The sequence below is a fragment of the Halalkalibacter suaedae genome (assembly GCF_017939705.1).
GTDB classification, from domain to species: Bacteria; Bacillota; Bacilli; order Bacillales; family Bacillaceae_D; genus Halalkalibacter; species Halalkalibacter suaedae.
Genome location: NZ_JAGKSQ010000006.1, coordinates 262,243 through 283,333 on the forward strand (window position 1 = coordinate 262,243; position 21,091 = coordinate 283,333).

Annotated in this window: 18 protein-coding genes, 1 rRNA gene and 1 riboswitch; of the genes, 2 read left to right on the top strand and 17 right to left on the bottom strand. The window is 40.2% G+C overall.

The genetic code is table 11. From position 1 onward, the window contains the following. The first annotated feature begins 95 nt into the window (after positions 1-95). Positions 96-353, top strand: a complete 258-nt coding sequence (locus tag J7W16_RS15725) for a YgaP family membrane protein (protein ID WP_210598386.1) — start codon at positions 96-98, stop codon at positions 351-353. A 127-nt stretch (positions 354-480) separates the two neighbouring features. After that, entirely contained in the window at positions 481-591 is a 111-nt protein-coding gene (locus tag J7W16_RS22305) for an EYxxD motif small membrane protein (RefSeq protein ID WP_346726943.1), read from the top strand. Here J7W16_RS22305 and purD read toward each other — a convergent pair. The 17 genes from purD to rrf all read right to left on the bottom strand — a co-directional run bounded on the left by purD (position 566) and on the right by rrf (position 20,922). Next, positions 566-1,837, bottom strand: coding sequence for a phosphoribosylamine--glycine ligase (purD, locus tag J7W16_RS15730; RefSeq protein WP_210598388.1), 1,272 nt, complete (start codon positions 1,835-1,837; stop codon positions 566-568). The two genes, J7W16_RS22305 and purD, sit on opposite strands and share 26 nt — an antisense overlap. 18 nt (positions 1,838-1,855) lie before the next feature. Next, positions 1,856-3,394: a bifunctional phosphoribosylaminoimidazolecarboxamide formyltransferase/IMP cyclohydrolase gene (purH, locus tag J7W16_RS15735; RefSeq protein WP_210598390.1), complete on the bottom strand. Its 1,539-nt coding sequence runs from the start codon at positions 3,392-3,394 to the stop codon at positions 1,856-1,858. Beyond that, positions 3,387-3,977: a phosphoribosylglycinamide formyltransferase gene (purN, locus tag J7W16_RS15740; protein ID WP_210598391.1), complete on the bottom strand. Its 591-nt coding sequence runs from the start codon at positions 3,975-3,977 to the stop codon at positions 3,387-3,389. Before purN ends, purH begins: the two co-directional genes overlap by 8 nt. Continuing rightward, positions 3,977-5,011, bottom strand: a complete 1,035-nt coding sequence (purM, locus tag J7W16_RS15745) for a phosphoribosylformylglycinamidine cyclo-ligase (protein ID WP_210598394.1) — start codon at positions 5,009-5,011, stop codon at positions 3,977-3,979. The genes purN and purM overlap by 1 nt, the downstream gene beginning before the upstream one ends. A 20-nt stretch (positions 5,012-5,031) precedes the next feature. Then, positions 5,032-6,444, bottom strand: a complete 1,413-nt coding sequence (purF, locus tag J7W16_RS15750; protein WP_210598395.1) for an amidophosphoribosyltransferase — start codon at positions 6,442-6,444, stop codon at positions 5,032-5,034. After that, positions 6,420-8,645 carry a phosphoribosylformylglycinamidine synthase subunit PurL gene (gene purL, locus J7W16_RS15755; RefSeq protein ID WP_210598397.1) on the bottom strand — a complete coding sequence of 742 codons (2,226 nt, stop codon included), beginning with the start codon at positions 8,643-8,645 and terminating at the stop codon, positions 6,420-6,422. The genes purF and purL overlap by 25 nt, the downstream gene beginning before the upstream one ends. Continuing rightward, positions 8,629-9,312 (bottom strand): phosphoribosylformylglycinamidine synthase subunit PurQ, encoded by a 684-nt coding sequence (gene purQ / locus J7W16_RS15760; RefSeq protein WP_210598400.1) that lies wholly within the window; start codon positions 9,310-9,312, stop codon positions 8,629-8,631. Before purQ ends, purL begins: the two co-directional genes overlap by 17 nt. Continuing rightward, positions 9,309-9,560 (bottom strand): phosphoribosylformylglycinamidine synthase subunit PurS, encoded by a 252-nt coding sequence (gene purS / locus J7W16_RS15765; RefSeq protein ID WP_210598401.1) that lies wholly within the window; start codon positions 9,558-9,560, stop codon positions 9,309-9,311. The genes purQ and purS overlap by 4 nt, the downstream gene beginning before the upstream one ends. Then, positions 9,548-10,270, bottom strand: coding sequence for a phosphoribosylaminoimidazolesuccinocarboxamide synthase (gene purC / locus J7W16_RS15770; protein ID WP_210598403.1), 723 nt, complete (start codon positions 10,268-10,270; stop codon positions 9,548-9,550). The genes purS and purC overlap by 13 nt, the downstream gene beginning before the upstream one ends. A 22-nt stretch (positions 10,271-10,292) precedes the next feature. Next, positions 10,293-11,591 (bottom strand): adenylosuccinate lyase, encoded by a 1,299-nt coding sequence (gene purB / locus J7W16_RS15775; RefSeq protein WP_210598405.1) that lies wholly within the window; start codon positions 11,589-11,591, stop codon positions 10,293-10,295. A 20-nt stretch (positions 11,592-11,611) separates the two neighbouring features. Next, complete coding sequence (gene purK / locus J7W16_RS15780; protein WP_210598407.1) at positions 11,612-12,748, bottom strand: 5-(carboxyamino)imidazole ribonucleotide synthase; 1,137 nt, start codon at positions 12,746-12,748, stop codon at positions 11,612-11,614. Further along, positions 12,745-13,230, bottom strand: a complete 486-nt coding sequence (gene purE, locus J7W16_RS15785; protein WP_210598409.1) for a 5-(carboxyamino)imidazole ribonucleotide mutase — start codon at positions 13,228-13,230, stop codon at positions 12,745-12,747. Before purE ends, purK begins: the two co-directional genes overlap by 4 nt. A 104-nt stretch (positions 13,231-13,334) precedes the next feature. Further along, positions 13,335-13,436, bottom strand: a riboswitch (purine riboswitch). Positions 13,437-13,512: 76 nt separating this feature from the next. Further along, on the bottom strand, positions 13,513-13,722 hold the full coding sequence (locus J7W16_RS15790) for an NETI motif-containing protein (protein WP_210598411.1): 210 nt from the start codon (positions 13,720-13,722) through the stop codon (positions 13,513-13,515). 140 nt (positions 13,723-13,862) lie between these two features. Then, positions 13,863-14,429 (bottom strand): isoprenylcysteine carboxyl methyltransferase family protein, encoded by a 567-nt coding sequence (locus J7W16_RS15795; RefSeq protein ID WP_210598413.1) that lies wholly within the window; start codon positions 14,427-14,429, stop codon positions 13,863-13,865. After that, entirely contained in the window at positions 14,429-15,526 is a 1,098-nt protein-coding gene (locus J7W16_RS15800; protein ID WP_210598414.1) for a type III polyketide synthase, read from the bottom strand. The genes J7W16_RS15795 and J7W16_RS15800 overlap by 1 nt, the downstream gene beginning before the upstream one ends. A gap of 118 nt (positions 15,527-15,644) precedes the next feature. Then, on the bottom strand, positions 15,645-20,336 hold the full coding sequence (locus J7W16_RS15805; protein WP_210598416.1) for a DUF6359 domain-containing protein: 4,692 nt from the start codon (positions 20,334-20,336) through the stop codon (positions 15,645-15,647). 470 nt (positions 20,337-20,806) lie between these two features. Further along, positions 20,807-20,922 (bottom strand): 5S ribosomal RNA (gene rrf / locus J7W16_RS15810). Between the last annotated feature and the right edge of the window lie 169 nt (positions 20,923-21,091).

Genomic DNA, 21,091 nt, shown 5'->3' on the forward strand with positions numbered 1-21,091 from the left:
GATATACTTTATCACATATTTATTAATTAATTTATAAAAGATGTGAAATCTTTTCACGAACTTTTTGTGAATACAATGTAAAGGAGACATAACAAATGAAACCAAATATCGGACGAATCGACTCATACTGTAGGATTACAATGGGATTTACAATGCTTGCCTGGTCAACAGCTAAACTTTCTGGAAAATCTGACCCAGCTATGCCATTATTGATGGCTATGTGTGGTGGGATGAAGGTCGCTGAAGGAATCACTCGCTTCTGCCCACTTGTCTACATGGCAGAACACAAAGTGAAGAACATGGTAGATGATGTTAACGGAAACGAAGAAAGCACGCAGGAAATGAATCATTAAAAAAACAAAAAGGGATCCCATTGCAGGGTCCCTTTTTGTTAACATAAATGCTGCTTTTTTAAACATACATATTGTTTGGCGTTAGCGGGAAAAATGTTGGCATACAGATAAAAGGAGGTCACATCCTATGTTCAGCATCCAAGAATACGCAACAGACTCGCTTTTTGTTTATATTATGATAATTGGTGGGATCGTCGCATTGATTTACTTGTTCATGAAGAAGAAACGTGCGAAATAGCTCGGTGACCAATATCATTTCGATAAAATAGACCGGTTTTACTAATTTGTTGGACTTGTTCATATACACGTTGTTGTGCTTCTTCTAACGTGTCTTTTCTTGTAGCAACAAGTAACACACGTCCACCAGTCGTTTTCCATTTACCTTCTTCCTTTTTCGTTCCAGCATGGAAAACAAAGACATCATCTTCTAAGCGATCAAGTCCTTCAATAACTGTCCCCTTAGGGTATGATCCCGGGTAGCCTTCACTTGCCAGAACAACACCAACCACTGCATCATTTGACCATACTGGTTCAGGCGTTTTGCCATCAAGTAAATCAATACAGATTTGGGCTAAATCTGAGTCAAGACGGGGAAGAATGACTTGTGTTTCCGGGTCTCCAAAACGCACATTGAATTCAATCACCTTTGGACCTGCAGTTGTCATCATAAGACCTGCATACAGGAAGCCAGTAAATGGTGTCCCTTCAGCAATTAAAGCATCAGCTGTCGGCTGCAATACTTTATCAACTGCCTCTTGAACATCAGCACTTGTAAATTGTGGAACAGGTGAATAGGCACCCATTCCACCTGTATTAGGACCTTGATCCCCGTCAAATGCCCGTTTGTGATCCTGTGCTCCCACCATTGGAATAACAGTACCGTGATTAACAAAGGCCATTAGAGAAAGTTCTTCCCCTTCTAGATATTCCTCAATCACAACTTGAGCACTTGCTTCACCGAAAGCCGCATCCTTGAGCATTGATTGAAGCGAAGTAATTGCTTCTTCCTCCGTCATAGCAACCGTTACACCTTTTCCAGCAGCTAGACCATCTGCCTTAATCACAATCGGTGCACCTTGTTCTTTTACATAGGCGACTGCCAGATCATAATCAGTGAACGTCTCATAGCTCCCAGTCGGGATATTGTATTTTTTCATTATTGATTTCGCAAAGGATTTACTACCTTCTAAAAGAGCAGCTCCTTTTCTAGGACCAAATATACGTAACTCCTCTTCCTGGAAACGATCAACGACTCCACCAAGTAGTGGTACTTCTGGCCCGACAATCGTTAGGTCAATTTGCTCTTCCTTCGCAAAAGTGATCAATTTATCGAAATCATTTTCACCAATCGAAATAGGAGTAGCGACGTCAGCCATTCCGTCATTTCCTGGAGCAACAAAGACTTCCGTTACTTGAGTACTTTGAGCAACTTTCCATGCCAAAGCGTGTTCACGTCCACCACTACCAATAATAAGAACCTTCACAGTCAATGTCCTCCTTTTTTAATGTTTGAAATGACGTACGCCTGTCATAACCATCGCAATTCCATATTTATCAGCCATATCAATCGAATCTTGATCCTTGATTGACCCACCTGGTTGGATAATTGCCGTAATCCCTGCTTTACCCGCCAGTTCAACTGTATCACCCATTGGGAAGAAGGCATCTGAACCCATAACCGATCCTTGAACACGATCATTCGCCTGAGCAATGGCGATGTCAGCTGCCCCAACACGATTCATTTGGCCCGCACCAACACCGACAGTCATTTGGCCATTTGTTAATACGATCGCATTTGATTTAACATGCTTCACAACTTTCCATGCAAGCTTAAGTGCAGCCCATTCCTCTTCTGTCGGTTCACGTTTTGTAGGCACTGAAATTGTTGCTTCATCAAAACCGAATTGATCCTCATCTTGAACAAGTAATCCGCCATGAATTGATGTTAGCATGGCTTCTGGCTTCGCTTGCTTTGTTACATCGACAGTTAAAAGGCGTAAATTCTTCTTAGTTGTTAACACATCTAGTGCTGCTTGTGAAAATGATGGAGCAATAATGATCTCAAGGAAAATTTCTTTCATCTTTAGAGCGGTTGCTTCATCAATCTCACGGTTTGCTGCGACAATTCCACCAAATATAGAAACTGGATCTGCCTCGTACGCTCGTCCATATGCTTCTTCAATCGTTGTACCAGAACCAACGCCACATGGATTCATATGCTTAACGGCAACAACAGCTGGCTCAGTAAATTCCTTAACGATTGCAAGTGCAGCGTCTGCATCATGAATATTGTTATAAGAAAGCTCTTTGCCGTGTAACTGAGTTGCACTAGCAATTGAGCCCGCATCTGCTAATGGCTTTTTGTAGAATGTTGCTTGTTGATGTGGATTTTCTCCGTAACGCAGTCCTTGCTTACGCTCATATGTTACTGTGAATGTTTCAGGCTCTGTCTCTTCAACAGCTTCTGTTAAATACTCAGCAATTAATGCGTCATACGCTGCTGTATGACGGAATACCTTTGCAGCAAGGCGGCGCTTTGTTTCAATTGAAACGTCTTGACTGTCTTTAAGCTCAGTTAGAACCGTTGCATAGTCGACTGGATCAACAACAACTGTTACATGATTATGGTTTTTGGCTGCTGCGCGTAGCATACTCGGTCCACCGATATCAATATTTTCAATCGCATCTTCAAATGTACAATTAGGCTTTGCAATCGTTTCTTTAAAAGGATATAGATTTACAACGACAAGATCAATTGGTGTAATATTGTGTTCAGAAAGTTGCTCCTGATGCTCTGCTCGTTCTCTCATCGCAAGCAAGCCACTATGTATATTTGGATGTAATGTTTTGACACGACCATCCAAGATTTCTGGGAAATTAGTTACTTCAGAAATACCAATCACCGGAACATCGGCATCTTGAAGAGCTTTTTTTGTTCCTCCAGTAGATACTACTTCAAATCCTTGCTCGACAAGTGCTTGAACAAACTCAACAATGCCTTCTTTATTCGACACACTCACTAACGCTCGCTTTTTACTCATCCCTATCCAACCTTTCTCTTTGCTCTATGAAGAGTGCTTGTAATGTTTCTGGATATACTCTATGTTCTAATGCCTGCACCTTTTGTCTTAATGTTTCAATTGTATCATTTTTTTCAATTCGAACAGGCTCCTGGGCAATAATTGGACCAGTATCCATTCCGGAATCAACTAGATGAATGGTCACTCCAGTCACTTGGACATTGGCAGCCAACGCTTGTCCAATTGCATCTAATCCCGGGAAAGAAGGAAGCAAGGAAGGATGAATATTGATCATCCTTCCTTCATATGCTTCAAGTAATGTTGAACCGATCAAACGCATATAGCCAGCAAGAACAACAAAGCTAATCTTGTTCTCTTGAAGTATTTCAACAATTTCTTTCTCGAACTCAGCTTTCGTTTCATACTCTTTTGGATTAAAAGCAAAGACGTCAATACAGTGCTTTTCTGCTCTTTCAACAACCTTAGCACTCGGTCGGTCTGTGACAATGAGACTTACAGTAGCATCGAGCCTGCCTTGCTCGGTTGCTTGAATAATCGCTTCAGCATTCGTTCCAGACCCTGAAGCAAATATAGCTATTTTCATTACGCAATGCCCCCAATTGAAACATTACTACCTTCTTTAACATGACCAATGACATATGCGGATTCACCATGTTCCTTAAGTAATGAAAGAACTTCCTCACTCTCATTTTCAGGAACGACAACCACCATACCGATCCCCATATTAAATGTTGAGAACAACTCACGATCCGTAAGTTCTCCGTAATTTTTTAATAGCTCAAAAATAGGTGGGATTTGCCATGAACCATTTTCAATCTCAATTCCTACTCCCTCTGGAAGCATCCGTGGAATATTTTCATAGAATCCACCACCAGTAATATGGGCCATGCCATGTACCGTTTGCTGACGTAAACAAGCGAGCAATGATTTCACATATATTTTAGTAGGTGTTAATAATTCCTCACCTAGTGTTTTTCCTAGTTCAGCTATTTGATCATTCAATGAAAACCCGTGATCTTGAAGAAAGATTTTACGGACAAGGGAAAAACCATTGCTATGAAGTCCACTTGAAGAAAGTCCAATTACAACATCTCCTGCTGCAATCTTCTCTCCAGTAATTACTTTCTTCTTCTCAACAGCTCCAACAGCAAATCCAGCTAGATCATATTCATCCTCACTGTACATCCCAGGCATTTCAGCCGTTTCGCCACCAACAAGTGCACATCCAGCCTGCGCGCAACCGTCAGCGACTCCTTTAACAATCGCTTCTAGTCGCTCAGGCACTGCTTTCCCACAAGCGATATAATCTAGAAAATAGAGCGGCTCTGCTCCTTGAACAACGATATCATTGACACACATTGCCACTGCATCGACACCAATTGTATCGTGACGATCGAGCATAAAGGCAAGCATCAGCTTCGTTCCTACACCATCTGTTCCTGAAACAAGTACCGGCTCCTCTAGTCCAAGTGTTGAAAGATCAAACATCCCACCAAATCCACCAAGCGATCCCATTACACCAGAACGCTTCGTACGATTGACGTGGCTTTTCATTCGTTCAACCGCTTCATATCCTGCTTCAAGACTGACACCTGCTCGTTTATACGCTTCTGACATTCTTCATGCTCCCTTCTTTTCTAAACCTTCGCATACGGATGTAACGTATCTGGATAAATTTCTGTTGGATACTGTCCAGTAAAACATGCTAAACATTGTCCACAGTTCGGGACATCATCAGAGCGTCCAATCCCTTTTGTTAATCCTTCTGTTGATAGAAAGGCTAATGAATCTGCTCCCATCATGACACGCATTTCTTCAATTGAATGATTTGCTGCAATAAGCTCACCAGAATTAGATGTATCAATTCCGTAGAAACACGGGTGCTTAATTGGTGGAGAACTTATACGCACATGCACCTCTAATGCCCCCGCTTCACGAAGCATGTTAACGATACGTTTGCTCGTTGTTCCACGTACTATCGAATCATCAATCATCACAACTCGTTTTCCTTCGACAACACCACGTACAGGAGAAAGCTTCATCTTCACCCCTTGTTCACGTAGTTCTTGTGATGGTTGAATGAATGTTCTCCCAACATAGCGGTTCTTGATCATTCCAAGCTCATAAGGAATACCTGATTGCTCAGCATAGCCAATCGCTGCAGAAATACTTGAATCCGGTACTCCCGTGACAACATCTGCCTCAACCGGAAATTCCATCGCTAACTGTTTTCCAAGGTTCTTTCTAGATGTGTGAACATTTAACTCATCAACATTACTATCTGGACGAGCAAAATAGACATACTCCATACTGCAAATAGCTCTTGTCGCTGAACCAGAGAAACGCTGAGAGCGGAGACCATCGTCATCAATTACAATTAATTCGCCAGGTTCTACCTCACGCTCATATGTTGCACCAATAATATCAAATGCACATGTTTCAGAAGCGATAACATAAGCATCACCTAGGCGCCCAATTGATAGTGGACGTAAGCCGTTTGGATCAAGAGCAACCATCAACTGGTGTTCATTCATAACCGCAAGTGCATAGGCACCCTTTAACATTTCTAAAGCATTACGGAATTGATCAACTAATGTTTGATAGCCACTTCTTTTAATTAGATGGGCGACTACCTCCGTGTCAGAAGTGGATTGAAAGATACTACCTTGACTTTCTAATTGATGCTTCATGCTATTGGCATTAACCAAATTTCCGTTATGTGCGATCGCTAAACTTCCCATTTGCGAGCGGAACATAAGCGGCTGCACATTTGCAAAACCGCCACCACCCGCTGTCGCATAACGAACATGCCCAATTGCTGCATGTCCGCTTAATTCTGAGAACGTATTTGGATTAAAGACCTCGTTAACAAGTCCTAGACCTTTATGAATTTTTAATTGTTCGCCATCTGATACGACTATCCCCGCTCCTTCTTGACCGCGGTGTTGTAAGCTATGAAGACCATAGTAGGTTAACTGCGCTGCATCCTTATGACCCCAAATTGCAAAGACGCCACATTCTTCATTTAAGCCTTTGATTTCAGCAAACATGGAATGGCTCCTTTCCAAGCCGTTACGATTTCATCCTGAGTCGCCTCTAAGATGACACGTTGTTGTTGATCAGCAATAGTAAGGACTGCTGTATCTGTTACTTCACCGATTTTCGTAGCTGACACAGTCGCTTCGAATTGTGCTGATTTCTCTGCAGGCACTGTTACAATAAATCGAGATTGTGACTCTGCAAATAAAGCTGCAGTCACTTCCCCTGTTACTGTTACGTTTGCACCCACTGTACCAGAAGTCATTGATTCTGCTAGTGCAACACTTAAACCACCTTCAGCAACATCATGTGCGGATTGGACAAGACCTGCTTTGATTGCAGCAAGAAGCTCTTCTTGGCGCTTCTTCTCTTCAGCAAGATCAAGAGTTGGTGCCTTACCAGTAATTTCGCCCTCAACCATTTTTTGAAGCTCACTTCCACCGAATTCAGGCTTCGTTTCACCTAAAAGATAGATGATATCTCCTGCTTGTTTGAACGACTGTGTTGTTATATGATCAACGTCCTCTACCAATCCAACCATTCCGATTACAGGTGTTGGATAGATCGCGACACCATTTGATTCGTTGTAAAGTGACACATTTCCACCAATAACTGGTGTTTCAAGTACACGACATGCTTCACTCATTCCATCTGTTGATTTCTCTAATTGCCAGAAAATCTCTGGCTTCTCTGGGCTACCATAATTTAAACCATCTGTTAAGCCAAGTGGTTTTGCACCAGAACAAACGATGTTACGAGCCGCTTCTGCTACAGCAATTTGGCCCCCGATTTCAGGGTCAAGATAGATGTAACGTGAATTACAATCGGTTGTCATCGCTAGTGCTTTTCTTGTTCCACGAATGCGAACAACCGCAGCATCTGAACCTGGCTCAACAACCGTATTTGTTTGAACCATATAATCATATTGATCATAGACCCATTCCTTACTAGCGATTGTTGGCTGAGCTAATAATTGAAGCAATGTATCTTTCGGATTTTTCACTTCTGGTGTTTTGTTTTCTAACTTTTGAAACTTTTCATAATAAGCTGCTACCTTTGAAGGCTTGTGGTAGACAGGAGCTTCCTCTGCTAATGCATCAACAGGAAGATTTGCAACAACCTCACCCTTATGCAGCAAGCGAAGATGCTTATCATCTGTAACATAACCAACCTCTGCTGATAGAAGGCCCCAACGATCAAAAATCTCTTTAATTTCTTGCTCGCGACCCTTTTCAACAACGATTAGCATTCTTTCTTGCGACTCTGACAGCATCATTTCATATGGTGTCATACCTGCTTCACGTTGTGGGACAAGATCTAAATCCATGACCATTCCAGAACCAGCTTTACTTGCCATTTCTGCCGCAGAAGAAGTAAGCCCTGCTGCCCCCATATCTTGAATCCCGACCAATGCATCATTTTGAATAAGCTCTAAGCACGCTTCAAGAAGCAGCTTCTCCATAAACGGGTCACCAACTTGAACTGCTGGACGCTTCTCATCTGCATCCTCACCAAGCTCTTCAGATGCAAAGGTTGCACCGTGAATTCCGTCACGGCCTGTGCTTGCTCCAACATACATGACTGTGTTACCAATCCCCTTGGCTTGACCCTTTTGTATGTCTTTATGATCAATAAGTCCAACACACATCGCATTAACGAGAGGATTTCCTTCATAACAAGGATCAAATTGAATTTCTCCTCCTACAGTTGGAACACCCATACAGTTACCATAGCCAGCAATCCCTGCAACCACTTCTTCAAATAAATAACGAACACGTGGTGATTCTAATTCACCAAAACGCAAAGAATTTAGTAACGCAATTGGACGAGCTCCCATTGAGAACACATCACGAAGGATCCCGCCGACTCCAGTCGCTGCTCCTTGAAATGGCTCAATTGCAGACGGATGGTTATGACTTTCAACCTTGAACACAACCGCTTGCCCATCACCGATATCAATGATTCCAGCACCTTCACCAGGTCCTTGTAATACTTGTTCTCCTTCAGTCGGAAACTTCTTTAGTACAACCTTAGAATTTTTGTAGCTACAATGCTCCGACCACATAACCGAGAAAATACCTGTTTCAGTGTAGTTTGGCGTACGACCAAGAATCGTTTCAACCATTCCAAACTCTTCATCTGTCAATCCCATTGCTCGGTAAAGTTTTTCACTTTTTACTCGCTCAGCTGTTGGTTCAAGAAGTAGTGACATGAGATTCCCTCCAATTTCGTACAATTGATTGAAATAATTTGATTCCATCTTCGCGGCCTAATAGTGCATCAACCGCACGTTCTGGATGTGGCATCATCCCTAAGACATTTCCGCGTTCGTTTGTGATTCCAGCAATATTGGCTTTTGATCCATTAATCGCTCGTTCGTATCGGAAAACAATTTGATTGTTCTCTTCAAGTGAAGCTAGTGTTTCCTCATTGCATTCATAGTTTCCTTCACCATGTGCAACAGGGATCTCAATGATATCGCCTTTGCTATAACCAGTTGTGAACATCGTTTGATCATTTTCAACAACTAGATTAGTAGGTCGACATAAGAACTTCAAACCATCATTTCGTTTCATTGCCCCTGGAAGTAACCCAACCTCAAGGAGAATTTGAAATCCATTACAAACCCCTAGGACTGGCTTTCCTTGCTCTGCAAATTGTTGAACTGAATCCATAATTGGTGCAAAACGAGCAATTGCTCCTGAACGAAGATAGTCACCATATGAGAAGCCTCCTGGTAAAAGCACACCATCAAATCCTTCAAGAGATGTCTCATCATAACGCACATATGCTACTTCCTCTTGAAGAGCATCACTGATCGCGTGAAACATATCTGAATCGCAGTTTGATCCTGGAAATACAATCACTGCAAATTTCATGAAGGAACAACCTCCTCGATCTCGTAGCTGTAATCTTCAATTACAGTATTCGCTAGTAGCTTCGAACACATTTCATCAATACGCCCTTCAACATCTGTTGTGTCTTTCAAAAGTAACTCCATGTACTTACCGATACGAACTTCTTCTACTTCCTTATAATCCATTGTGTGAAGAGCACGCTTTACAGCTCCTCCTTGTGGATCAAGAACACTTTCTCTTAACGTAACGTAGACTTTTACTTTGTACATGATGCGCCTCCTAAGCGTGATAGAATTTCTTGGTATCCTTCTTGCAAGCTTCCTAGATTTCGTCTGAACAAGTCTTTATCAAATCGTTGGTTCGTTTCTTTATCCCATAGTCGGCACGTATCAGGAGAAATCTCATCCGCAAGCAGGATATCACCTGACTGCGTGCGACCAAATTCTAATTTAAAATCGATGAGACGAATGTTCATCGTATCGAAAAGGGTAATCAAATGGGTGTTAACAGCTAGTGCTTTTTCTCGTAATGCCACTAAATCGGCACTTGTTGCTACATTCAGAATAGCAATATGATCCTCAGTTACTAATGGATCACCTAAATCATCATCCTTGTAATAGAACTCGACAATCGCTGTTTCGAGCTCGGTTCCTTCCTCAATCCCTAAGCGACTAGAAAGGCTCCCTGCGATGACGTTTCGTACAACTACTTCTAATGGAATAATATCTACTTTTTTTACAAGCTGTTCTGTTTCAGATAGTCTCTTAATAAAATGACTATCTACTCCATTCTCTTGTAAATAATTAAAAATAAGTGACGTAATCTCATTATTCAAACGAGCTTTTCCTTCAAGTATTTCTTTCTTCTCCCCATTAAAAGCAGTAGCCGAATCTTTGTATTGAACCCAAAGCTCAGATTCATTTTCAGTTTGATAGATTTGCTTCGCTTTTCCCTCATAGAGCAAGTTACCTTTTCCCATGATTGACCCTCCGATCCTTTAATTAATCTTGTAAACCAACTCTAGTAAAAATTGTATCGACATGCTTCATATGGTGCTCATAATTGAAGCAGTCCTCAATTTCAGCAGGACTAAGAACAGCTGTAATGCGTTCCTCACCTTCTACTAATTCACGGAACTGAATTCCTTTTTCCCATGCTTCCATTGCTTTTGGTTGAACAAGATCATATGCTTCCTCACGAGCCATCCCTTTATCAATTAATGAAAGTAGCACACGTTGTGAGTAGATCAAGCCATAGGTGCGAGTCATGTTTCTCTTCATATTTTCAGGGAACACCGTTAAGTTCTTAATAATGTTACCAAAACGATTTAACATATAATTTAGAGCAATCGTTGCATCTGGAAGAATGACACGCTCTGCAGATGAATGAGAAATATCTCTTTCATGCCAAAGTGGCACATTCTCATACGCTGTCATCATATACCCACGAATTAATCGAGCAAGCCCAGTCATATTCTCAGAGCCAATTGGATTACGCTTATGCGGCATTGCAGAAGAACCCTTTTGACCCTTTGAAAAGAACTCTTCAACTTCGCGTGTTTCACTCTTTTGAAGACCACGAACTTCAACAGCAAACTTTTCAATTGATGTTGCAATCAATGCAAGAGCAGCCATATATTCAGCATGACGATCACGTTGAAGGGTTTGAGTCGAGATCGGTGCTGCTTGTAGCCCTAAGTTCTTACATACAAATGCTTCAATTGCTGGATCGATATTCGCAAATGTCCCAACAGCTCCTGACAGCTTCCCAACACGAACACCTTCAGCTGCATGCTTGAAACGCTCTAAGTTACGCTTCATTTCCTCATACCACAGGGCAAGCTTAAGTCCAAATGTCGTTGGCTCCGCATGAACCCCATGAGTACGTCCCATCATGATCGTGAATTTATGCTCAAGAGCTTTATTTTTTAAAATTTCAATAAATCGCTCAATATCTGCAAGAAGAATGTCATTTGCTTGCTTTAATAAATAAGAAAGAGCAGTATCTACAACATCTGTTGACGTTAGTCCATAATGTACCCATTTACGCTCTTCGCCTAATGTTTCTGATACGGCACGAGTAAATGCGACAACATCATGACGTGTTTCTTCTTCAATCTCATAAATTCTCTCTACATTGAAGCTGGCATTTTCACGGATTTTCTCAACATCCGCCTTTGGTATTTCACCTAACTCAGCCCATGCCTCACAAGCAACAATTTCAACCTCTAACCAAGCTTGGAATCTATTTTCCTCTGTCCAAATTGCACCCATTTCAGGTCTTGTATAACGTTCAATCATATAATTTAGCCTCCACTGTCCTATATATTCTCTATTTTTTCGTTCATATAGCTTGCTAGATTGTTGCTTGCCTCTTCTACCGTACTAGCTGTCGCAGTTAAATGACCCATTTTACGCTTCGCTTTCGCCTCATCCTTACCGTAAAGATGGAGCTTAACTTCATTTAGATTCGGAAGAGCTCTTAACACATCATCAAGCTGTTCACCTAAGATATTTTCCATAACAACAGGAGATATCAATGTGGTTGGGCCAAGTGGCAATCCACAAATCGCCCGAATATGCTGTTCAAATTGTGATGTGACACATGCCTCAATTGAGTAATGGCCTGAATTATGTGGCCTTGGTGCAAGTTCATTGACATATAATCTTCCATTTTCAAGCATAAAAAGCTCCACTGCAAGTGTTCCGACGACTTCTAATTCTTCTGCTAGCTTCAAGGCAATTGATTTCGCTTCATCAAGAGTCGCTTCGTTCACTCGTGCCGGGACATAGGAGCGATATAAAATATTGTCACGATGTTCATTTTCTGCTACCGGAAACACTTCTATCTCACCATTTCTAGATCTAGTAACAATAACAGAAAGTTCTAGTGCAAAGGGTATCCATGCTTCGAGGACACATTCTGAGCTTTGTAACAACTCACTTGCTCCTTGCTTTAATTGGTCTAGATTACGAACAACCCGTTGACCTTTCCCGTCATATCCTCCTCGGCAGGTTTTTAATACAGCCGGAAAACCAATGACTTTTGCTGCTTCCTCAACATCTGTTAAAGTGGAGATTTCGTGAAAAGGTGCAACCGGAATGCCTAGTGATTGAATCGTTCTTTTCTCTGTAAGACGATGTTGTGTCAAACCCAGCACTTTTGCACCTTGAGGAAAATCAGCTTCTGCTGTTAACCAATTAGCTGTTTCCTCATCAATGTTTTCAAACTCATAGGTAATGACATCAGAGACCTCGGCAAGTCTTTTCGCTCCATCACGATCGTCATAAGCAGCTTCAATTACGACGTCGGCCACTTGACCACAGGGAGAATCGACAGTTGGTTCAAGCACTGCAATTCGGTAGCCCATTTGCTTTGCCGAAAGAGCCATCATTCTTCCAAGCTGCCCACCGCCAATAATTCCAATCGTTTGTCCTGGTCTAATTAATTGACTCATAGTTGCTCACTACTCTCGATAACAGCTTGTCTTGTTTGTTCCCTTCGTTCATCAAGACGTTGACTGACTTCTGGCTTGTATGTACCAAGAATTTGGGCCGCCAGCAATCCCGCATTTGTCGCACCAGCCTTACCAATAGCAACCGTTGCAACTGGAACACCACCTGGCATCTGAACTATCGATAATAGCGAATCGAGACCTTGTAATGCTTTTGATTGAACAGGAACTCCTATCACTGGAAGCGTTGTTTTTGCCGCAACCATTCCAGGAAGATGTGCTGCCCCACCAGCTCCTGCAATAATGACCTTTATACCTTTTCCTCTTGCTTGTTCAGCATATTCAAACATTAGATCAGGAGTTCGATGTGCCGAAACAACCTTTTTCTCATAAGCAATGTCTAACTCATCAAGCACATCACAAGCTGCACTCATTGTTTCCCAATCAGACGTACTCCCCATAATAATACTAATTTCAGGATTCATTTAACTAGTCTCTCCCCTTTCGTACAAAAAAAGCGTAGAAATAACTTACTTTATCTGCTCAATCTGAGAGAAAGGAAGCCACTTCTACGCTTTCATGGTTCCAACATGCAACCACTTTCCCTCATAGTCCAGTTATTTACGGTAACTGGGTAGAAACTTTTGGACCATATTTCCAATTTTATATGAGGTCTATTTCGTTTTTTGTTCAATCTTATAGCTACATATTACAAGGAAGCGTAGTAGCTGTCAACAAAATGTCGAACGTTTTAAAAAATCATACATCTATTGTTCGCCTTCTACTAAAATTCCTTCAAAAATAATTTGTTGACGAACAGGTACATACTCCTTAGTAGATTTAGAATGACGCTCCTCAAAAATGGGCTTCTCCATTCTCCTAGTCGGCTGATACCCTTCTTCCTTCATTCTCTCTAAACACTGATCAATCGTTTCTGATTCTAATACTTCAAATTGCTGCTTTTTCTTTTTTGACACTAACACTTCTACCTCCTCATTCACACACTGCTAGAAACCATGAAAACAATCTTCAGAACCTCTCACTTATCCTCTACTATCATATCAACAATAATAGAGGAAGTTACTCTTTCTAAATAGCCTATTTGAGAAAAAACTTACTAATTTTTTGAATCACGGAAAGGAATAAATCGTTTTTTCTTCTCGAAAATAGCATCATAGTTCGTTACTTCCTGTAAAGCTTGTTCTTCTTTCTTTATTCTAACAGATAAAATCAGTGCATTAATGACTGTAAAGATAATCGCAGTCCAATAAGCCTGAAAGATAAGGGGAAGAACAGCAAGTTCTGTAATAACAATAACATAGTTAGGATGACGCAAGAAACGGTAGGGTCCTTTTGCAATAACTTTTGCACCAGGTAAAATCATAATTCTCGTATTCCAAAATCTCCCTAAAGAAGACAACGCCCACACTCTACCAACTTGTGCAATTAAGAAAACAATCAAAGGTGCAATCGCCCATGTGGTAGCTGTATTTCTTGAAAGCGAGACTTCAATAAGTAATGCTATAAAAAAAAGGGAATGAACCATAACAATGTATTTATAATGGTCCCTACCAACCTCATAGCCTCCTTGACTAACAATCCACTTTGCATTTCGATTTGCAATCATCACCTCTGCCATTCGTTGTGCAATAACAATTGTAATAAAAATATAAATTGCAATCATTAGTGAACCCCTCTCCATTGTAATAGAACTAACTCTGAACAAAAACCAGGACCTAGTGAGGCCATCAATCCGTAATCACCATCAAGATGTTCGTCGAGCATAATGCTTTTTAATACATATAATACAGTCGGTGATGACATATTCCCATGTTGTTTAAGGACTTCTTTGGATGTGGTAACCATCCCCTCATCAATTCCTAATGAATGAATGTAGGCATCGAGAACTTTCTTGCCTCCTGGATGGGCAATGAACGAAGACAATCTTTGTAGATCTAAACCATTGTCCTTTAAAAATGATGTAACATTAGGCTGTAACCATTCTTGAATAATCGAAGGAATGTCTCGTGAAAACACAACATGTAATCCCGTATCCTTCACATCCCATCCCATCACCTCTTCTGAATGTGGCATCAATGTCGATTGAGTTGAAAGGATTGATGGACGGATTGGCTGCTTCGCCTCATCTAAAAGTCGAGAGTCTTCCCCACATATAAGGGCACAAGCAACACCATCAGCAAAGAGAGAGGTACCAACGAGATTGCTTTTCGAACGATCATTTTTTTGAAAGGTCAAACTACATAACTCAATACAAACAACTAACACGTTCTGATCTGGAAATGCCTTGCAATACTCAAATGCTCGACTGACACCAGCAGTCCCACCCGCACAGCCGAGTCCCCAAAGTGGAATTCGTTTCGTATGTGGTGAAAAGGGAAGTACATTCATAATCCTGGCATCAATACTTGGCGTCGACATTCCTGAACTCGAAACGAGAACAATCGCATCAATGTCCTCGACACGAACATCATTCTTCAAGAACTCAGTCTGACTTAAGCATGCTTTTATCGCTTCAGCACCAAACAAAGTAGCTAACTCAATATATGTATCATTTCTATCTTGTAATGAATGATTCTCCTTAAACCAATCCATTGGTACAGCAAACTGCCTTTCGTCTATTTGTCCATTTTTAAAGATTTTTAGCAAACGATCAATGTCTTTGAAGCTTTCATTAAAAAGCTCACGAGCAAATTCAGTTGTCGTATCTTGATCAAGCGTATACGGAGGAATAAATGTACTAACTGATATGATGGAAGGCATGTACTCACCTCATTTTTAGGATAGTAAGGTTAGCATTACCAATCTTTAAAAGAACATACAAACCGCTAATCGAAGCAAACAAAAAAGCTCCCCATGAAAGGGGAGCTTAAGAGTTTTATTAGATTAGCTTTCTTTTACGACTGCCCGCACGTACAACTAGACCGAACGCAAGGATAAGCGTTCCAACAATTAACCAATTATAAGTTGCTGTTGCAGTGTTAGGTAATTTCTTACCATCATCACCTTTAGTCACATCTTCAATTTCACTATCAGAAGAATCGATATCTTTTCCATTCTCTGAGCTGTTGTCAGTTCCTCCATCAGTTCCATCTTCTGAACCATTGTCAGTCCCTCCGTCAGTTCCATCTCCTGATCCACTGTCAGTTCCTCCGTCAGTTCCATCTCCTGGAGTAATTACTTCTTGTACTGTAAATACACTAAAGTGAGTCGTAGTCGCTGTCACTTTGCCATCCTTATACTCCCCACCGACTAGTTCCCATTTCCCAGTAATCTCATTTAGATAGAAAACTTTAAGATTCTCTGGGTTCTTGACATCTTTCAAGTCAACTTCAAACACTAATTCAATCCCACTAAAAGTTGAAAGAGTTGATCCATCATTCCCTATATAAATGGTGAAATCGTACACATCGCTAATCGTGTTTACTCTAGTACCTTTTTTAAACTCGACAGCAACATCTTCTCCTAAATTAAAAATCGAAGTAGGTATGTTTAATTGAACACCATCTTTAACAATTGATACATCTGCATTCTTGGTTTTCAGAGTTTGCAATTGTTCTTTCGTTAAGTTTAATGTCTCAACATCCTCATGATCTGTCAGATCAATTGAGACTGTTCCATTCTCGGTGACAATCGCAAGATCCTCTGAGCTAACAGCCGCCTCTTTTTCTGAGATGATTGGCTTAGTTATAACTGTAGAACCATTTCCTGAGCCATTATCATTTCCGTTATCAGTTGCTACAACGATATCTTCAACCATTCTTGGCTTTAGTTGGTACGTACCATTAAACTCACCAACAACACCCTTTACGTTAACAACATCACCGTTTTTATATGCGAAGTTATCATACGTTACACCAGCGCGATTATCAACACGAACAGATACTGATTTGCCCTCTTTTGTTGCAATAAATTCGAATGTACCATACGTATTAACGCTCTTTAATTCTGAAATTGTAGCACCCTTAACTTCAACTAGCTTACCTTCAGTTGCCTCGTTAATTTCAGAAGGTGTTAACTGAATTGCAGCAGGAACATCGACAGATCCAAGTATTTCTGCTTGACCGATTAAATTAGTTAACTGAAACTCTCCAGCAGATTCTGCTGTGATACCCGTCAGTTTGACACGATCACCAATTTTGACTCCAGCACCATTTACATAGACACCCGCCGTATCATCTTGAATATAATATCCATTGCTTCCCCAAACACCTGGAGTCACTGTAACAATTCCTTCAACTGTAACTTTTTTCTTCACACCAGCTTCACGAGCTTCTTTAATTGTAACTTCACCAAGATCTGGTGTAACTACTTCAATTGCCTCAATACGTCCTAAACCTTCATTTGGATAAACGATAGGCTCATTGTTATAGCTTTTCACATAATCGACTAATGCTTCAACATCAATCTTTCCATCAATTTTGTTCTTTCCGTATTGTGAAAGTAAACGGTAATCGCTATGTTCACTGTTTTCATACATATAGTTGTTAACTACTAATGAATACGTAGCTGTTGGATCGATTTCACTTCCAACCTTTCCTTCTTCATCTAAAAGGAAAACATCAACAACTTCATTTTCTAATGGATCCCACGTATATTTTGCACCTGCAATAAATGAATCTGCACCATACTGCGGAGAAATCATTGCGTTTAAAATATTCTTAAATTCAGCGCCAGATATTTCAATTTTCACTAAATAGTTTCCAAAAGGAGTAATGTTAAATAGGTCTCCCCATGTAATCTCACCCTCATGTAGTGGATTTCGAACTCCCCCACCATTCATTAAAGCAAAATCACTATCCATTGAAAATTTCATTGAATCGGCAAGTAAATTACCTACACCTGGGTCACCAAACTTGTCTCTTGTAGGGTAGCTATTAACTAGAGTCTGGGCAGACTTCCCTACTACTTCATTTTTTTGCTCATCAACTAAGTCTGAATATTTCTTTAAAATTGCCGCAACTTCCGGATCTGGCTCAATATCAGCTTGAATAACATCAACTAACTCAGCCGACATTTCAACTATGTCACCAGTCGTACGGTCAATTTCAACATCAATGTCAGAAAATGCATTACCATAATCCCATGCTTGTACAACCAATTTGTTATCTACAACTGCATTCACCTTCACATGATTATGTGCAGCATAAACAATATCGACTTCATCATCGACACTCATTGCTAAGTCAGCGGCTTCACCGGTTGCTGAGTCACCATTTTGTGTTGCTGGTAAATGAGATAGAACAACAATTGCTCTTACACCTTGTTGCTTTAGTTCTACTACTGCCTTATCTACTGCTTCAACCGGATCAGTAAACTTAATATCCTTGATACCTGTTGGGATTACCATCGTTGCTGTAGCTGGCGTATTAACACCAATAAATCCAACTTTCACACCATCTACTTCTTCGATTGTATAAGGATCAAGAATTGTTTCACCAGAATCTCGATACACGCAGTTTGCACAAAGCATTTTCGTATCCATTCCAGTGTAGTTTTCTGTTCCTTTACCTTCTGGATGATCTCCACCATTAATCATACGTAAAAGCTCAGTCGTACCTTCATCAAATTCATGATTTCCAACTGTTCCGATATCATAACCAATTGAGTTCATAATTTCTACTGTCGGCTCATCTTGGTATAATGCAGATACTAGTGGGCTTCCACCAATCATATCACCAGGATGAACAATTAATGTATTTGGATTCGTTGCTTCACGTTCACGTAAATATGCAGCTAGATAATCTGCACGGCCGTAATTAACACCATCAATTTCTGTTGTTAAATCAATCATTCCATGCCAATCGTTAGAACTTAAAAGTTGCAGGGATACATTATCAGAAGGTTCTTCAGGGTTTTGAGGCTCACCACTGTCATCTCCTACTGGTAGATAACCATTTGCTTCAGCTTCTTCATTCGAACTAAAGAATACTCGAGCTTCAACTGGTACATCTTCAAAGTCTTCAGGGGAAACATATTTCATTGTTTCAGAATTCCCTACATATCTTAGCAAGCCTTTTCCTTGCTCTCTTGCACGAAACTCGAATGGAAGCTCCATTAATTCATCTTCTGGATTCCAAATACCACGTTCAGCGTCTTTTGCTTCCTTAACTGCATCTTGGAAAAGAGTATAGTCGGCCTCGTCTCCTACAGGCCAAATAAAGTATGTGGTTGCATATCCAGCTTTGACCATTTCTAAATTTGTATTTAAACCATCAGATTTTCGAATGATTTGAGCTAGTATACGGCCATAAGCATCGGTTGGTTCTTCACCAACTTTGACAATAACCTCATCACCAGCCTTTAATAATGTGTTCATATAATTCTTTGCTGCTTCACCATGATCTTTCTGATTTTGATCTGCAGCATTCTTAATAGAATGATAGGTTTCCGGTGTATCAATATTTACATAGCGAACTGTGTTCGCTCCTAGTACAGGTGTTGCTAATTTAATTGTATCTCCATCTGTGACGCTGGCTACTGTTGCAATATATTCTCCAGCTGCTGAAGGAGCATCTGGTTGCTCAGCTGATAATACAATATCAGATGCTTTACGTGGAAGAATCTGATATGTATTATATTGACTCAAAACTGCTGTAATGTCATACCATTTTCCTTCTTCTAAAGACTCGATTGCATTTGTATCTTCCATTACTCGTAAAGTGATACTATTAAATTCTTCATCTAAGAAAGAAACATTATAACCCCCACCAGCAGGACTACTAGGAATCGTTTGAACATAGCCTTTTACTTTTACAAGTGAACCTTCTAACGGTTCAGCAACAGCACCATTTTGCAGTTCTGCAATTGTTATTGCTTTAGCTGTTGGTACACTTACACTCTCTTCTATAATTTTAATTCCATCACTATTAGGAATGACTTCTAAAAGACCATTGTATTCTGCTAACTTTCCTACTACTTCAATCTTCTGGCCTTCTACTAAAGAAGGAAATCCAGTTAGGCTACCATTGTATACATTAATTCCTGCTGTTTCATCTTGAATATAAGTTGATAACTTCCCACCACCGATCGCTTCATTATCCGCAGTAACTACACCTTGGATGATGACTTCGCTTCCAGTAGTCAAGCTTCTAACTTCATTAATTGATTTAAGTTCGAGTTCTGGAGGCGGTTCTGGTGCTTCTCCACCCTCTACCACAGTGTATGAAGTTGGACTTTTTAATCCCGGTTTACTAAAATATGCCGCAAGATCACCAGTTATTTGGATTTTTGCATGATAGTTACCCGGATTATCAACAAGATTTAATCCATCTCTTATTGAACCCTTTGGTAATTGAACCGGTAAAAATTTAGAACTGTCTGTTTCATCTACAGAATCAGCCAATATTAGATTTGTATTGGCTGAAAAGGGAGGCTCCGTATCATTTGTCATTGTTCCAACAATATACCCCTCAACCGTTGCTGATCCAGTATTGTTAGCGATTGCTTCACTAACTGAAATAGTGTCTTCTGCTACAGATGTATCGTTTGCAAACACTGTAGAGAAATTTGAAAATAGTAAAGTGAAAATTAATAGTAAACTAAAAATCTTCTTCATAGGTTGCTGATTCATTCTATTCCTCCTCTAACAATTTTAAAGACTCTTTCATATTAAAGAATTAAATAGATTTGAGCAATATTATAGATACAAAATCTTACAGGGCTATATGTATGCTTCTTTAAACATCACCTGTTAAATAAGGAAAATATGTATCCTAATGTGACTTACTTCCTATCTATTTAGTTGAGTCTCTACTAAACTATCTTACTTGATAAAGATTAATTAGATATTAAGGAACAGTTAACTATTAGAGAGATTTGTAAATTTATTAATAAAAAATTTACAATAACCGACAAAATAGGTACTATACTTGAATTTAATAGTGTGATTATCAAGATAACTTTTCCTCTTATATTAGAAAAAGTAGGTTTTGAAGGGAGAACTTTTGGATCTTTTATTAGGCAGGAAATTGTGATTAAATCTCCATATCAAATTTCTTTATGCAAATTAAAAAGCACAATCCAAATGGATTGTGCTTAATTGCCCGGCAACGTCCTACTCTCACAGGGGGAAGCCCCCAACTACCATCGGCGCAAAAGAGCTTAACGACCGTGTTCGGCATGGGAACGGGTGTGACCTCTTCGCTATCGCCACCAGACTCGAACGTCAGATAACCTAAAAAGGTTCTCTTTGTTCTTCGTTGAAAGAAATAGTTCTCTCAAAACTAGATAATACGCAAGAAACAAATCAAGAATTGTATTGGATAAGTCCTCGACCGATTAGTATCTGTCAGCTCCACGTGTCGCCACGCTTCCACACCAGACCTA

Bases quoted from the DNA above. Each gene is read 5' to 3' on its own strand.
- J7W16_RS15725 (WP_210598386.1), top strand. From the start codon at position 96: ATGAAACCAAATATCGGACGAATCGACTCATACTGTAGGATTACAATG.
- J7W16_RS22305 (WP_346726943.1), top strand. From the start codon at position 481: ATGTTCAGCATCCAAGAATACGCAACAGACTCGCTTTTTGTTTATATT.
- purH (WP_210598390.1), bottom strand. From the start codon at position 3,394: ATGAGTAAAAAGCGAGCGTTAGTGAGTGTGTCGAATAAAGAAGGCATT.
- purN (WP_210598391.1), bottom strand. From the start codon at position 3,977: ATGAAAATAGCTATATTTGCTTCAGGGTCTGGAACGAATGCTGAAGCG.
- purM (WP_210598394.1), bottom strand. From the start codon at position 5,011: ATGTCAGAAGCGTATAAACGAGCAGGTGTCAGTCTTGAAGCAGGATAT.
- purF (WP_210598395.1), bottom strand. From the start codon at position 6,444: ATGTTTGCTGAAATCAAAGGCTTAAATGAAGAATGTGGCGTCTTTGCA.
- purL (WP_210598397.1), bottom strand. From the start codon at position 8,645: ATGTCACTACTTCTTGAACCAACAGCTGAGCGAGTAAAAAGTGAAAAA.
- purQ (WP_210598400.1), bottom strand. From the start codon at position 9,312: ATGAAATTTGCAGTGATTGTATTTCCAGGATCAAACTGCGATTCAGAT.
- purS (WP_210598401.1), bottom strand. From the start codon at position 9,560: ATGTACAAAGTAAAAGTCTACGTTACGTTAAGAGAAAGTGTTCTTGAT.
- purC (WP_210598403.1), bottom strand. From the start codon at position 10,270: ATGGGAAAAGGTAACTTGCTCTATGAGGGAAAAGCGAAGCAAATCTAT.
- purB (WP_210598405.1), bottom strand. From the start codon at position 11,591: ATGATTGAACGTTATACAAGACCTGAAATGGGTGCAATTTGGACAGAG.
- purK (WP_210598407.1), bottom strand. From the start codon at position 12,748: ATGAGTCAATTAATTAGACCAGGACAAACGATTGGAATTATTGGCGGT.
- purE (WP_210598409.1), bottom strand. From the start codon at position 13,230: ATGAATCCTGAAATTAGTATTATTATGGGGAGTACGTCTGATTGGGAA.
- J7W16_RS15795 (WP_210598413.1), bottom strand. From the start codon at position 14,429: ATGATTGCAATTTATATTTTTATTACAATTGTTATTGCACAACGAATG.
- J7W16_RS15800 (WP_210598414.1), bottom strand. From the start codon at position 15,526: ATGCCTTCCATCATATCAGTTAGTACATTTATTCCTCCGTATACGCTT.
- J7W16_RS15805 (WP_210598416.1), bottom strand. From the start codon at position 20,336: ATGAATCAGCAACCTATGAAGAAGATTTTTAGTTTACTATTAATTTTC.